13 protein-coding genes are annotated in these 15203 nt (G+C 30.5%); 3 read left to right on the forward strand and 10 right to left on the reverse strand.

Annotation, left to right across the window (positions count from 1 at the left end; all coding sequences use genetic code 11):
• Positions 1-147 precede the first annotated feature (147 nt).
• Together ACXR6G_RS02885 and ACXR6G_RS02890 are read right to left on the reverse strand one after the other, a co-directional pair.
• A complete protein-coding gene (locus ACXR6G_RS02885; protein WP_458359886.1) occupies positions 148-1815 on the reverse strand; it encodes a glucosamine inositolphosphorylceramide transferase family protein in 1668 nt (555 codons plus the stop codon).
• Between the two features lie 141 nt (positions 1816-1956).
• Positions 1957-2832, reverse strand: a complete 876-nt coding sequence (locus tag ACXR6G_RS02890; RefSeq protein WP_458359887.1) for a beta-1,6-N-acetylglucosaminyltransferase — start codon at positions 2830-2832, stop codon at positions 1957-1959.
• A 143-nt stretch (positions 2833-2975) separates the two neighbouring features.
• On the opposite strand from ACXR6G_RS02890, the gene ACXR6G_RS02895 reads away from it, so the two are divergent.
• The 3 genes from ACXR6G_RS02895 (at position 2976) to ACXR6G_RS02905 (ending at position 3945) form a co-directional block, all read left to right on the forward strand.
• Positions 2976-3179, forward strand: a complete 204-nt coding sequence (locus ACXR6G_RS02895; protein WP_458359888.1) for a helix-turn-helix domain-containing protein — start codon at positions 2976-2978, stop codon at positions 3177-3179.
• A gap of 343 nt (positions 3180-3522) precedes the next feature.
• The gene (locus tag ACXR6G_RS02900; RefSeq protein WP_458359889.1) at positions 3523-3744 is read left to right on the forward strand and encodes an integrase core domain-containing protein; all 222 of its coding nucleotides are present in this window, start codon (positions 3523-3525) and stop codon (positions 3742-3744) included.
• 6 nt (positions 3745-3750) lie between these two features.
• Positions 3751-3945, forward strand: a complete 195-nt coding sequence (locus ACXR6G_RS02905) for a hypothetical protein (protein ID WP_458359890.1) — start codon at positions 3751-3753, stop codon at positions 3943-3945.
• A gap of 106 nt (positions 3946-4051) precedes the next feature.
• On the opposite strand, the gene ACXR6G_RS02910 is transcribed toward ACXR6G_RS02905, so the two are convergent.
• The 8 genes from ACXR6G_RS02910 to ACXR6G_RS02945 all read right to left on the reverse strand — a co-directional run bounded on the left by ACXR6G_RS02910 (position 4052) and on the right by ACXR6G_RS02945 (position 15057).
• Positions 4052-5116: a hypothetical protein gene (locus ACXR6G_RS02910; protein WP_458359891.1), complete on the reverse strand. Its 1065-nt coding sequence runs from the start codon at positions 5114-5116 to the stop codon at positions 4052-4054.
• Between the two features lie 11 nt (positions 5117-5127).
• On the reverse strand, positions 5128-6219 hold the full coding sequence (locus tag ACXR6G_RS02915; protein WP_458359892.1) for an MBOAT family O-acyltransferase: 1092 nt from the start codon (positions 6217-6219) through the stop codon (positions 5128-5130).
• Between the two features lie 361 nt (positions 6220-6580).
• The gene (locus tag ACXR6G_RS02920) at positions 6581-7213 is read right to left on the reverse strand and encodes a hypothetical protein (protein WP_458359893.1); all 633 of its coding nucleotides are present in this window, start codon (positions 7211-7213) and stop codon (positions 6581-6583) included.
• A 508-nt stretch (positions 7214-7721) separates the two neighbouring features.
• On the reverse strand, positions 7722-8813 hold the full coding sequence (locus ACXR6G_RS02925; RefSeq protein WP_458359894.1) for a glycosyltransferase: 1092 nt from the start codon (positions 8811-8813) through the stop codon (positions 7722-7724).
• A complete protein-coding gene (locus tag ACXR6G_RS02930) occupies positions 8810-9805 on the reverse strand; it encodes a hypothetical protein (protein WP_458359895.1) in 996 nt (331 codons plus the stop codon). Before ACXR6G_RS02930 ends, ACXR6G_RS02925 begins: the two co-directional genes overlap by 4 nt.
• Positions 9806-10556: 751 nt before the next feature.
• A complete protein-coding gene (locus ACXR6G_RS02935; RefSeq protein ID WP_458359896.1) occupies positions 10557-10877 on the reverse strand; it encodes a hypothetical protein in 321 nt (106 codons plus the stop codon).
• Between the two features lie 184 nt (positions 10878-11061).
• A complete protein-coding gene (locus ACXR6G_RS02940; RefSeq protein WP_458359897.1) occupies positions 11062-12654 on the reverse strand; it encodes a hypothetical protein in 1593 nt (530 codons plus the stop codon).
• A 342-nt stretch (positions 12655-12996) separates the two neighbouring features.
• Positions 12997-15057 (reverse strand): polysaccharide biosynthesis protein, encoded by a 2061-nt coding sequence (locus ACXR6G_RS02945; protein WP_458359898.1) that lies wholly within the window; start codon positions 15055-15057, stop codon positions 12997-12999.
• Between the last annotated feature and the right edge of the window lie 146 nt (positions 15058-15203).

Genomic DNA, 15203 nt, shown 5'->3' on the forward strand with positions numbered 1-15203 from the left:
CAGCACTCTTTTATGCCGATGTGCTGCTTCTTGGCACACTATGCGTAGTGTGGGTTTTTGAAACGATTAATTTACAATTCAATACTGATTTCACTTAGTGCTAAACATCTTACATTCAGCACAAACTCACATTACGTATAGCCTTTGTTAACTGCTTTTATATTTCCTATATGCTGCATCAATTACAAAGACCCCATTTGATTGATGTAAATGATGCATAGATATTAACCCTTTATGAAAATTGGGGTAAGCTGTTACAATAGTTTTTTCAACATACTCACTAATAGTCAATTTTTCTATTTTGTTAATACTTAATGCACGCCCATAAACACCATCAATATTTGCTTGTGATGGTCTATAAATTTCATTTTCATATTCAAATATAGCACCTCCATTCCTCGCTATTTTTGAGTTAATTATAACCGGATTATTTTTATGAGGTTCTAAATCTAAACCTTTCAGACTTAATGAGTTTACTTTGTAAATATATAATTCACTATCCATTGCGTTATTAATGTCTACTTTCTTATTAATAAATAACCATTTTGTTTTATTTTTATCATTGTGGAAATGAGCATCGGCTACTTTTTCATTATCAAAGGCTGTTGTGTATAGTTCCCATTCTGAAGGGAATTTTATACATTTATATATTTCCAAACGATTATTGTCACTAGTTTCAGGCATAAGAAAGATATCTTCATTTTCCTTGTAAATAAATGGATATGACAAATGATAGTCTTTTTCTATAACATCAACTATATCAATTAATTTATTGTTATAAATTTTGCCACAAGATATTTTTCCTTTTTTAGTTTTGTAATTATAATTTTCAAAAAATATATAATTATCACCTTTATAGTTGAATATAAAAGGGTCTGCCCAGAACTCATCTTTAGGCAGTTTTACAGGTTTTAATCTAAATAATGTCGAATTAAGAAAATCACCTTTTCCTATAAAAAGTGTCCAACAATTATATCTGATACCAAAAATTTTATAGTTAATTATTTCTATTATCTTACCTATTAATTTAGAATAAAAAAACAGTATATATTTAAATACTACTCCTAATTTAGGAACTTTATAAAGTGGGTTGAAATATACAAGTGATTTTCTTGGTGTGAATTCACCATTTTGTAATTTTTTAATATTTTTAAACAAAATAGAAACAGAGGCCTCTAAAATAAGTTTTTTTGTCCTTACAAAAGACCAGTGAACATTAAAAAAAGCTTTATCTATAACAAGACCACCATCTAATTCAGGCGTTAATTTTTGTAAAGTAACACCAACCGAAGATTGGTTTAAAACTATTTCCCAAAATCCAGCAGGCCCACCTCTATTAATTGAATTATCTGCGTGGTGGAATGACCAAATACCATACTGTGATGCTTGCAATATTTCACCTCTAATTATATTAAATTCGTGACGTAAAATAATATCAAGATTGTGTTTTTTTATTTTTTCAACATCACTAGCATCAAAAATATCTAAAAAGCCCTTTCTTTCGGGCGCCACTTTTATTATGTTAATCTTATTTAATTCTTTTATAATTTTTGCTCTATTAACGGTAAACTTTTCTTTAAATAAATTATTTTCAATTTTATGCTGAAAACCGAATAATAATTTTCCGATAATATTTTTTGATTTAAATAATCTTTTCAATTTATTTTTTAATGTTTTGGGACTATTATTTCCTTCTCTACCATCTTGAACTAATAAAGCCAATTCAAGAGATGGGTCTTTTAGAATTCGATTGATTATTCTTAATTCCCAATTTGATAATGCTTCAAACTCTTTAATTAATATTCCTATTCTCATTTTAACTCTTTATATTTTTGTTATTTTAATTGCAGTTAACGGTTCGTATAAGAATAGTAGCCGACTGCGGGCTTCATTCCTGTCAAGTTACAAGAAAATTGAATCGGGGTAAAGCCCTTTATTTTACAGCTATAAAGGCTATTATTTTCTATACATTGTTAGCATTTGTTTTAATTTATTTTTATCGGGATCAATCTTACGGACAAATAATTTATTACTCTTGATAATTGATTCATAATCATTTTCATCCAAGAATGCTGGATATCCTCCTCGCCCTGTTTCCCAATCAACGTATCTTAAATCATCATTAACAACTTTGTCTGCATGTTCTGAATTCATTATTATAGTTTGAAAATAAATTTCTTCTGCACAAAAAGTAAATTTAAATCGTTTAAGGAATGAAGGGTTTTGTTTTGTAAAATGAATTACGAATTGTAAGGTATCTCTGTGTATAGTCCAATATGTAGAGCCTCCATATAATTGTTTACAAAAATTTACAGATCGTTTAAAGCCTAATCCTTTCTGTATTCTTCGTGTGCGACCAATCCATTTGGATTCGAAAGATGATTTAGCGTTAAATAAATCATATAAATTGTAATATTCTAATCTATCCATACCTCCATTTCTCCAACACTTGGCTGGCATTTTAAAAAAGCCCATGTAATTAAGCTTTTTATCTTGATTATTGAATAACATATTTTTAATATATTCATTAGATTTCAGGGGATAATCTTGCCCTGTAATCAAATGAAAATACACATTTTCATTGTGTAATAGTGCTTTTTCCGATAGTTTAAGATATGCTTTAAGATGATTTAATCCTCCCCAATTCACTTTATATTTTTGTGTAAAGTATTTCACATTAGAGATGTTTGTTATTTCTCTAATTGCCTTTTTCGTTAATCTACTTTTTTTGTCCACATGTATGTATATATTAAAATTTTCATCAAATTCATTGATGAGTTCTTTTAGTTGTTCAAAATTCTTGTAAGCTGTAATTAATATTGCTTGTTTCATTTTCATTTTTTTAAATAAATGATAACGTTTCGTGTATGTGGCGTTGGGCATTTCGAGGTATGGTAAAGGGACATCGTTTATAAAGTTAAAGAAACATCGGTTACCCTTTTTAAGTAGTAATTTGAAACAAAACTCAGATTGCTATGCCTTGGAAAGAAACAACGACTATGGAACAAAAAATCGAATTTATTTTTGAATGGCGAACAGGAAATTACACCATTACCGAAATATGCAAAAGTTTTGGAATTTCAAGACCTACGGCTTACAAAATCATTACTCGTTTTGAAAGTCAAGGTTATGACGGCTTATTAGAACAGTCCAAGACAGCCAGAAATCACCCTAATTAAACAGATATAAAAGTGATTAATGGGATACTCCAATTAAAGGAAGTTCTTAATGGGTAATAAAAAGATATTGTCATCCCTTAACAATAGCAGACTCAAAAAGTCGGTTTGTATTTACAGCAAAGGGACATTATCATGAAAATCTAAAGTCTGCAAAAGTTGAGTTTACCAGGTTTTTAGAAAATATGGAATCCCCAAACAGATTCATTCCGACAATGGGAGCCCTTTTGGTTCAGTAATGGATATTCTGCGGTTTACACGACTCTCATACTGGTTTATAGAGATAGGTATTCTGCCGGTGTTCTCCGATCCTGTTCATCCAGAACAAAATGGACGGCACTAAAGAATGCATCGTGATTTAAAGGTTGCATGTATCAAAACTTCAGTATATGATTTTAAAGCTCAACAAAGGCTTTTAAACCGCTTTGTAAGGGAATATAATCACGTGAGACCTCATGAAGCTTTGGGAATGGAAACGCCAGCTTTTATACACATTTTTCCACGAGACCATTTCCCGAGAAAATACATCAATTTGATTCTGAGTCAAACTTTAGAGTTTTTAAAGTAACTCAAAATGGTGCTATCAGATGGAAATCGTATTAACTGGGTATATTTAACAACTGCTTTAAAAGGTAAATATGTGGGAGTTGAAGATTTAGATAATGGAATTTGGAAGGTGCATTACAGAAATGTATTTTTAGTTTTTTTCAATGAAGATCAATTAAGATCAAAAGAATCATCAACAAGGTTAGAGACTAATTTAGTGTAAAGTCTAATCTTTAACTTTTGTAAACAATGTATCTTAACGAACACGAATGCTCTTAACTTTCAAACTGCTGATATGATTACTAAGAGTTGCCACGAGCCGCGCCTAATCACCTCTCCATTAATGGTTTATGTGTACGATTAGGCATTCTTTCTTTATTAATTTCAATTTGTTTTAATTTTATAATAGAATTTAAATTGCTTGTATTAACTATAATCTTAACATTCAATTTAGAATTAAAAATAGTTTGAATAATTTCATCACCTACATTAAGTCTATAATGATTAGCTTCATAATAATTTAGTTTATTTGTGGTGATTTCATTGATCCCACTAAAATCATAATACTGAATTTTTGAAGCTAATTTTTCCAGAAATAGAAAGAAATCATGCGAAACTGCAGCTAAATATGTTTCTTTAAATATAGGATTAATAAAATAAACGACTTCAATTCTATTAGTTTTACACAATTCATTAATTTCATTAATTTCATTAATGGTTTTATCAATTCTTTCTTCATAAGAAGCAGACCAAGATGGTTTGGTAAAAATGGAATCTCTGACATGTGCGTTTGGGTTATCTTCTATGAAAATATCTTTTTTGTTAGGAGAAAAACAACCAGAAGTATAGATTACCTCATATGCTCCATCAGAATAAAATTTAGAAGTGTCTGCAGTTTTAATGCTATTATACATAGAATAAGAGGGCGGCAAAAAAAGATAGTATAAATAAGGATCAACCAGATTCTTATACGGCCTTCTAAGACTTTGGTTTTCATGCGATTCCGGAGAAACCAAATATGAGATTTCATCCAGCCCAATAAGAATTCTTTTAATTTTAACATCATTCCTCAATAATATTTTCACATCTCCCAATATTTCATTAGGAAGACATACTGAATATGTAAAATTATACCAACTATTCGAATCCGGTATTTTTGTTACATCAATTTTACCAACCCTTGATGAACCGAATAAAAAGGAGTTGTATTTCCCTGGATTATCAATGCAATATTTTATTTTTAAATAACGTTGGTTTGGTTCTGTTTTCTGTTCTTTCATGTCCCCTTTTAATACTCCAAACGGATCCAGCCAATAATTATAAGATGCAATTCCAAAGGCAAAAAATATTAGAGGAATTGAAAATTTTATTAATCGAATTAAAAAATTTTTCATATTATTTTTCACTAAAATTGAAAATAAATAAATTGTTGCTGTTTACCCATAAAAAAAAAGATTGCTAAAATTATTGAATAATACATAACATTTCTTATTGGTTTTTTCCACGTAAATCCTAATTTAGCAATGGCATATTGTTCATTTCTGCCTATCCACTCAACAACAACAAATATTGAAATTAAAACTAATGTGTATAAAGCAATACGCATTCCTGCAAAATGAGGAATTGTAAATAGTGATTTTGAAAAAATTGTAGATAAGTAATTCAAAGCGTGACCAATATTTTCTGCTCTAAAAAATATCCAAGCAAAAACAGTCAAGCCAAAAGTCAGCAACATAAAAGAGAGTTCTTTTAGGCTTGGGAAAATTTTACCTAGAGCTACTGTTTCGAGATTATTACGGTTGTTGTTTGTTAATAAAAGGGGCAAAAAGTAAATAGCATTCAATGCACCCCAAACTATAAATGTCCAATTTGCACCGTGCCAAAACCCACTGACAATGAAAATTACAAAAATGTTTCTTACTTTCATCCAGGTACCACCGCGGCTTCCTCCTAGAGGAATATAAAGATAATCTCTAAACCAAGTTGAAAGAGAAATATGCCAACGCCTCCAAAATTCGGCTATGTCTCTAGAAAAATATGGGAAATTGAAGTTTTGCATGAGGTCAAAACCAAAAAGACGAGAAGTACCGATAGCAATATCTGAGTATCCCGAAAAATCTCCATAAATTTGAAAAGTAAAAAATAATGCTCCCAATACTAATGTGCTTCCAGAATAGTCTGCTGAATTGTTGAAAATCAAATTGGCATATTCTGCACAATTATCGGCAATTACTATTTTCTTAAATAGACCCCAGAGAATTTGACGCATGCCATCAACTACTTTTGAATAGTCAAAGTGTCTTTTTTTGTAGAATTGAGGAAGTAGATGAGTTGCTCTTTCAATTGGTCCTGCAACTAATTGTGGGAAGAAACTTACAAATGCTGAAAATGCGATAAAATTATTTGTAGGCTCTAGTTTTCTTTTGTAGACATCAATTGTATAACTCAAAGTTTGGAAAGTATAAAAACTAATACCAACAGGTAAAATAATATTCAATGAGTTAGCTTTAATCTCTGTTCCAAAAAAAGAAAATGCAGTAATAAAATTATCAAGGAAGAAATTGTAGTATTTAAAAAAACCAAGAAATCCAAGGTTGACCAAAATACTTATCCAAAGAAAAACTTTCCGTTTAGTTTGATTTTCTTCTCGCCTTAGTTTCTGACCAACTGAATAGTCTACAATTGTACTGAAAAGTATCAGTGATAGAAATCTCCAGTCCCACCATCCATAAAATAGATAGCTTGCAGCTACTATTAGAAAATTCTGAAGTTTTAGATTCTTATTTGTTCCAAACCAATAAAGTAAAAAAAATATTGGTAAGAATATTGCAAAATCAATTGAGTTAAAAAGCATAAATTCAGTCTTTTCTTTTGATGGTTACTATTAGCACTTTCTTTTCTTTAGCATGACGTACAACGTTCTTGCTAAGTTGTTGTTTAATTATTTCAGCAATTTTCAGATGTGCTTGTTCATTAGGGTGTCCATCATATTTTGAGATTTTAAACTTATTGCCATCTTCACCGCGGAAATCATCAGCTCCGTTAATATATTTGATATCTTCAACTGAGTTACAATAATTGAGCATTGCTTCATCAATTAAAGAGAACAAGTTTGGTTTTTGCAAAAGATTAAACTCAGGCATTTTGTAAAGAATAAGTTCAGCTTGATTTGATTTACATATTTGAGATACTTCTTTCAACGCTTTTTGTGTGCTTTGCCAATTTTCATTTGACTCCAAGTATGTTTTTTTTGTTAAGTAATAAAAATCCCCAGCTGGCGGAACAATTCCCCAAATTTTCTGTTCTTTTTGTACATTTGTGGATAGGTACCTGGTTAGCTTAGAAAATGAATAAACTTGTTTTACAATGCTTTTCAGTCCTGGTCTCTTTTTAGATACTCTTTGTGGTGGTAATTTTATTTCCTCGGTTTCTTGATATTCTTTTTTGTCTAATTCCATTGGCCCGAGCAGATCATTGATATTGTATGCCAAAAAAATGAATTGAGGTTTGGAAGTTTTTGGTAATATTAAAATGAATTATAGTTGTCCAGCGTATTATTACTGGGCTTTGATACATCTAAAACTAAGATACTCTTCTCCGAAAAATGAGCGTTTTTTAGTAATATTGATAGTTTCTTTGAAAACTTATTAGCTGGGTCAATACCTCCACCATGGATGAATGAATCACCTAGAATAAGAATTCTAATTTGGTTTGAATCTGATACAAATAAAACCACACCAAAAATATGACTAGTTCAATACTCATTATTTAGTTTACGGAATAAAGACCTTCTTTGAAATGCGTCTTCAGTTTAAGAAGATTAATGCACTTGACAGTATGAATTTAAATTTAATCTAGTTTTATCAGTGACATCTAAAATCAAACTAAACAAAGAGGCTTTAAAAATATCAGCATAACATATAATTAGGGGTAAAGTAATCTACTTATGCATTCTATCTCAGATGAAGCAAGTCTGAAGAAGTCTAAAATAACAAATTATTACTTCATTATTATAGAATTCCATTTATCAAAAATATTTTTTTCGTTCAATAAAGAATTGATTTTCAACTTTGACACTTCACCTTTATCAATTAGCTCATTTATTGAAAGTTTTAATGAAGAGACAAACGCCTCTTTAATCGAATCTATATCATTCCAATCACATAAAAATCCATTAGAGTTATCAACTAAATCTTTATAATCTGAGACACGACTCATAATAATAGGTTTACTAAGCATCATTCCTTCACATATTACATTTGGAAATCCCTCATATTCACTGAACAAACCAATAACATCAGCTTTATTCATAATATTATATACATCTTTACTACTTTCGTTTAAAGATATAGACGAATTTAAATTATTTTCATTGATTAAATTTTCAGCCTCATCGTAAGCTTTTGTATTACCTATTGACTCTTCTTTTCTTCCAAACCAACTAACTTGTATTTGCTCCTTTTCCCTCTCACCTAATAAGCTTAATGCTTTTATTACTCCTAAAGGATTTTTTAAGTAACTATATGTTGCCACAATAACAATGTGTAATTTATTCCCTGATTTAGGAATATATTTGCTTTTAATATGCGAGCAATCAATAAAATTGTGAATAATTTTAATTTTGCTAGAGTATTCAGGGAATAATGATCTCCACATCAATGCCGCATTGTTTGAATTGCAAACAATACAGTCAGAATACTTCTGAAGTTTAATAACTATTTTTCCCTTAAAAGTTTTAAAAAAAAATTTATTTGCACTTCGCTCACCTGTAATAACTTTCCATTTTTTTCTCCCAACTGCTGATAAACAATTTAATAAATTAGGTACATGTAGAAAAGAAATAACTGCATCATATTTATTTTTAATTATGAATTTTCTTATACTCAAAATTCTATGAATGTAATTATCCCGAATTAACCAATGGATTAAAATGTTATCTTCTTCTAAACAATGAGCAAAAAAATTATCCCTTGAGTAACAAAGAACTTCTACATCTACTCCGTTCCTTTGTAATGCTTTAGCTAACAATACAATTTGTCTTTGTGCACCTCCCGAGCTTAAATTATCTGAAAGTATTAACACTCTGTTCATACAACATAATTTATATCATAAAACTTAAACAACTCAGTAAAAGAAAATTTTATATTATCCGGAGCATCTTTTATTAATTCTTTAAAAATATTATCTGATAATATATCATCCTTCATTTTTTGAATATAATATCTGTATGCTGGACTATTTAATATTTTCACATCACTTTCGATTTTATTAATTTCTTCTATACTTCTTCTGAAAATTCCTAAATGAATACCATGATGTGGTCTAAACTCTGATCTTTCAGGGGTATTATAATCTAATATTTTGACAGAATCTGTTTGAACACCAAATTTATTAAGATCAAATCCTAATTGTTTTACTATATAACCTAATAAAATTTCATTATTGGGAAATTTCACATATTTAAAATAATCACCCGTGTAAATCTGATTCCTAAATTTTTGCCTTTGTTCAAAATTTAATTTATTAAAATATTCCTTAATTTTCACAAAATGTAACCCAGTCAACTTATATTCTTCTTTTTCTCCACTTAAAAAATTAAATATTCCTTTAAAACCAGCGTGTTTAAACCTAAAAGCAAATGTCAAAAGCTTATAAGGATTATACATAGAGCGCCTACGTAAATTACTTATTGGTAAATCTATGAATTTCATATGCTTTATATGTTGCTTATGTAAGGCTAATGGTTCTAATAAATAGAACATGTCTATATCAACAGTATATAAATAATCATAATTCTCAAATAAATTATCCCACAATATCCATCTCAAAGATTTACTTTTTAAAGGTGTCATTTTAGAACAATCATTGAAACAACGTTCTCTTATTACTACTTTATTTGTTAATCCTATCTTTTCTATTTGCTTTTTGATATCTTGGTTTAATTCATCATACAGAAATAAGACAATATCATATTCGGGATATGCTTTATGACAAGAGTATAATAAAAAAGGTAAATAACATTGATAATTCAGTCCATAAACAAAGGTTGTGAGACAAACTCTTTTATTATTTAAATTATTCATACAGCTATGTTAATATATTTTCATGATACAATTCAAAAAATGAATAGGTGACATTTATAATATTGCATGTTGTAATATCTATATCAACTCTCTTTTTTAAAAATCATTTCTTCTGTAATCATCAAAAATCTCATTCCCTTTGTATTCAATACGAATATCGTGAAATGGCCTTTAGAGATAAAAAAAATATCCTACAGCTGCTCATAAAAGGAAGAACCATCTCTTCTTTACAGATATAAATATCTACTGAACCAATTAATTCACTTTTTAAAGTTCATGAATACGAAGTCTTATTAAGTTCAATTACTTAAGCTTCATAACCGACATTTTGATACTGGAAATAATCATCTGTAAAATAAAAGGGAATGGCTATTTAAGACATAGACTTAAGCTATTAGATACCAATGGATCTATCTATAAAATTCAAAACTGCAATTTGGCTCTTTTGAGAAAAAAATGAGCTTACAGGAATATCTCATTAACATTAATACGGATTGATTCATCGATTGCAGTCAATAACACGTTTTATTGTAGGGAATTTAATCTTAAACAAGGGCTATTGTTATGGGCATATAATTCCTGTATCCATTTATGAAGACTGATAGTGTAAGCATTAGTTAATTTTCACAAGCTTAAAATACATGGTAAGTATTTAATTTCTTTGACCTAATACATATTCATTTCAACATTCTCATAAACTAGAATAGAAATTAAAGTCGTTGTTTCCTTCTTAGACCTGAAATAAGCTAGATCAAGGTATAGTATCTGCTTCTTGTTGTATGAATACACCAAAATCCACAGTGGTATGAACAGGGGAGCTAGGTAAACCAACTGGTTCAGAAGTAGGTGTCAATTCCATAGGAATAGAAACACCAGATTCAGGGTTATCGCCAACTATTATGGGTTTAGAACCCAAATTTTCGGCATCAAATATTTCAGGACGGATTGGATCTGGGATAATATCTGTTTCTCCGTTACCGTTTCCAGTTCCGTCTCCAGTTACACTTCCATTTTTTTCAGTACAACAGGTCATCAAACAAGCTAAAAGTAATATGAGTAGTATTTTTTTCATGATCCGTAAATGAAGAGTTGGTTGTTAATATTGTTTGCAAAATATAATTTAATCAGTCCGAAACAGCTTTATCTTTCATGCATTTATGAATTATTAAACCAATCAAAAAACAAAGATGAATGCATTATCCAACAGCTCAATACACTCTGAGAATTGATTTAATAATTCTGTTTTAAATAAAAATTTATTTATCAGTAACTGTTTCTTTATTTCTAGTATAATAACTTTCATCCTCAGAATAAGGAGAACTAATTATTAAGTAAACTCCAAATTCAATACCCGTATGTGAAGGGATAACGGGTACATTACCATTCGGAGGAGTAATTAATGTCAAATCCATTGGAATATCAATACTGCCACCTTTATATACACCTGCTAATAATGGTCCCTGATTTAAATTTTCGACATCAAAAATTTCATATTTTGCTCCATCATCAATTAAATCTGATAAATCTACATTAACGGAGTTGTTCAAATCTCTATTGAATATGGTTATATAAGAACGTCCTGGTTCGTACTTGTTAGGCCTCTTAAAAATTACTGTACCAGAAGGACGATCATAGCTATACTGACTGTTAAGGTCAATTGAGAAGTTTTGTTGCCAATCTTTAAATGAAATATGTGATATCTCATTATAAGGCTTGGTATCACTTCCTGCATAGTAGGTATTGTCATCCCACTCATAAGATGAGCTTTGGATTCCTTGAGGAACTTCTAAATACACCATTTTTTTATAGCCAACAATTGTATTTCCACTAAATTCAACAGACTTCCAATCGCTCATTCTCAAGACAGGATAGCCTCCCATATAGTAATTATCTTTAACAATTATATCACGATTGGCAGCACCTCTATAACCTAACCGAACATTAGTAGTAATTGCTAATGCATTACAATAAGCATAATTATCTATTACAACTATCCTACTGGCAGGCTGACCACCAGCGACCAAAATATTTACGGATAACTTTCTATCTATAGAGACAAGACCATTATTAAAGCACGAATTTCCTTCAATATGAAAGCCATCTATTGAACTACTCTGAGTATAAACATGAAGTCCCATTTTAAAATTACTGAACATGATATTATCTGCGATGGTTTTGGTTCCATTTTTATTTTGAGCATAATAAGCATGACCATGAGCACGATCAGGGCCTTGCCACCCATTGTAATAAACGATACAACCATATACTTCATTATTTAGTGCCTCGATCCAATCACCAATTCCATTACCAGGAGCATCATGTATAATCAGATTGATAAGTTTTATATTCTGACCATGTACATTTATTCCTGAACCGATGGGAATATCATATACAGAACTTCCCGGGTTTTGTGAAACACGACCACGACTAGAGTTGGAATCAGTAACTGTGAAACCCCAAAATGTTGTATAGGAGCCGTTAACAGTCAATATTCCAGTACCTTTATAACCTATCCCATCAATAATAGCTTTTTCACCAGGAAATTGACGCACCACAATATTTGCTCCTTCTGCACCTCTTATAGTACTAGTGAAGTGACCTTTATAAACACCTGCATGTAACCAAATGGTATCTCCCTGTAAAACTGCAGCAGGGTGAGAGAGAGCTGTTTTCAGATCCCAAGGACTGAATTCACTGCCATCTCCATTTTCAGAACCATCTACTGCTACGTGAAAAGAACTTGCAAAAGAACTACAAGTCAAAAACAAAAGGAATAATCCTACGTGAAATTTAAAAACAATCTCAAAAATTCTACGTTTTCTTGCAACTAAGGTTGTTATGACTTTCATTTTCAATTATATTTAGATCTGTAGGGGTAAACTCGCAATATTAAATTAGAGAATTAAGAGATAATTGTAGATTTAATAATAACTAAAGTCCGCACATATGAACCGTATACGATTTAAAATTTTATTTGTTTCAAAATAGGGAACGTAATTTTGTTTAAAAGCAAGATTAAACCTCAGACCCTATCTATTCACCTGATAATCTTACGTTTATTATTTATGAATCAAAATGAGTTGCAAGATTTGGACACAAAATGGATGACAAACTTTTGATTGACTATCAAAAAAACAATATCGAAGTAGCGAAAAATTACAACAGATCTGGCAAAATAAAGGTTACATTGTTTATGTCGAATTTATTGTTTTCTTATTCTTGCTATCAATACTTACCAATTCAGGTCTCTCAAGACTAATCGTTTCATCATTTTCAGGTACTGAATCGTCTACCTTTGTACTTGCAGGGATATCTTTTATTTTTATAGTTTGAAACACTAATAATTCACCATCGCCATTACTATGATCATCTAACAATTCATATATTGAGTTCTTTGAAATAAATTCCGGAACCAAATCCTTCATTCTCGCAACTATCATTTCATTATTATCAACATTTAGATAATGTAGGATTTCAGAAATAGCCGTATTTACTTTCTCATAGTTATGTGGACGAATCTGCCCAATCATAATTTTATTATTATGAGTTGGAAGTGTGTTTTCATTTCTAGCCAATAACTCCTCATATAACTTCTCACCAGGCCTTAATCCAGTAAAAGTAATATGGATATCAATATTCAATTTTAAACCTGCTAAGCGAATCATCTTCTTCGCTAAGTCAACAATTTTGACAGGTTTTCCCATATCAAAAACAAAAATCTCACCTCCATCTCCCATACATCCTGCTTCTAAAACCAATTGACAAGCCTCAGGGATAGTCATGAAATATCTTGTTATATCTGGATGAGTAACTTTAACAGGTCCCCCTTGCTCAATTTGCTTTTTAAAAAGTGGCACTACAGAACCGTTAGAACCCAAAACGTTTCCAAATCGAGTCGTTATAAAAGCAGTCTCAATGTCTCCTCGCTGGGCTAAAGATTGGATATATATCTCACAAATACGTTTTGAGGCACCCATCACATTAGTTGGATTAACAGCTTTGTCGGTTGATATCATAACAAACTTTTCCACTCCAAATTCTACAGATAAATCGGCTAAATTCTGTGTTCCACCAACATTAACCCTAAGCGCCTCATAAGGATTATCTTCCATTAATGGGACATGCTTATATGCCGCTGCATTAAAAACAATTTCAGGATTGAAATGTTCAAAAACTTTACGCATTCGTTCTGAATTTGAAATATCTCCTATTACCATTTCAAAGGAAGCATTGTTATATTTTGAGTTTATCTCCTGTTGTAAATCATATAGTGGCGATTCTGCTTGATCTAAAAGAATCAATTTCCCAATAGGAAACTTTAGTAATTGACGAACAATTTCAGAGCCAATTGAGCCTGCAGCTCCTGAAATCAAAATGGTTTTTCCAACCAAACTTTCACGAATTCTCTGTAAATTCAATTGTATTTCGTCTCGTCCTAAAAGATCCTCAATGTTGACATCTCTAACACTTTGCTTGGGCATTTTTCCATTAATCCAATCATCAACTGCTGGTAAGACCTTGACTTCCCAATTATTTTCTAAACAGATTTCTGTGATTTCTCTTATTTTTTCCTTGCGCATTTTAGACATGGCTAAAACTACCATGCTTACACCCTTTTTCATTCCCATGGACAGCGCTTTAGGAAAACCACTAACCTGAACATCCCTTAAGTGTGTCGCCCACTTATTCCGATCATCATCAACAAAGCCAACAACTTGATAATTCTCTTTTCGTTCTTTATTTAATATCTCCAAAGCTAAAATGCCTAGATCTCCTGCTCCATATATTAATGTTTTCTTAGTTTTCTCAACTTTTGAGAGATATGAATACACTTCTCTAACTACCAATCGAAATCCAATTAGAAAAAATAAGGAGAAAATAAATTGAAGAACCAAAACCAAGTAGGGTACATGTAAAATACCTCCGTCAAAAGTTTGATTTAAATAATCTAAACCAAAAAGTAATACTGGGGCTGTAAAATTTGTATAAATCAAACGAATAAGTTCACGAATACCTGTATGACGAATCACACCTTTATATGAACTAAAAAACAAAAAACAAATAGCATAGACACCCACACAAAATCCACCAGCTATAAAAAAATCCATAACACTTACTGTAGGAAGTTTAAAATTTAGTCGAATTACATAAGCAATGATGAATGCGATAGATACCAAAATTAAGTCGATCAATAATATCCACCATGGTGAAAGAATGCGGACATTTAATAACTTAAATAAACGTGCTTTCATGAGTTGATCAGTTATAATGGGATGATATAATTGAGAAGGAACCTTAAAAACAACAAGAGAATCAGATCAGTTCTCTTACAACATATTTAAACCCTACATAAAACTTAAAATCTTATTATCAGAAATTCATAGATATAAGTTTATTC

The organism is Ancylomarina sp. YFZ004 (assembly GCF_054254355.1).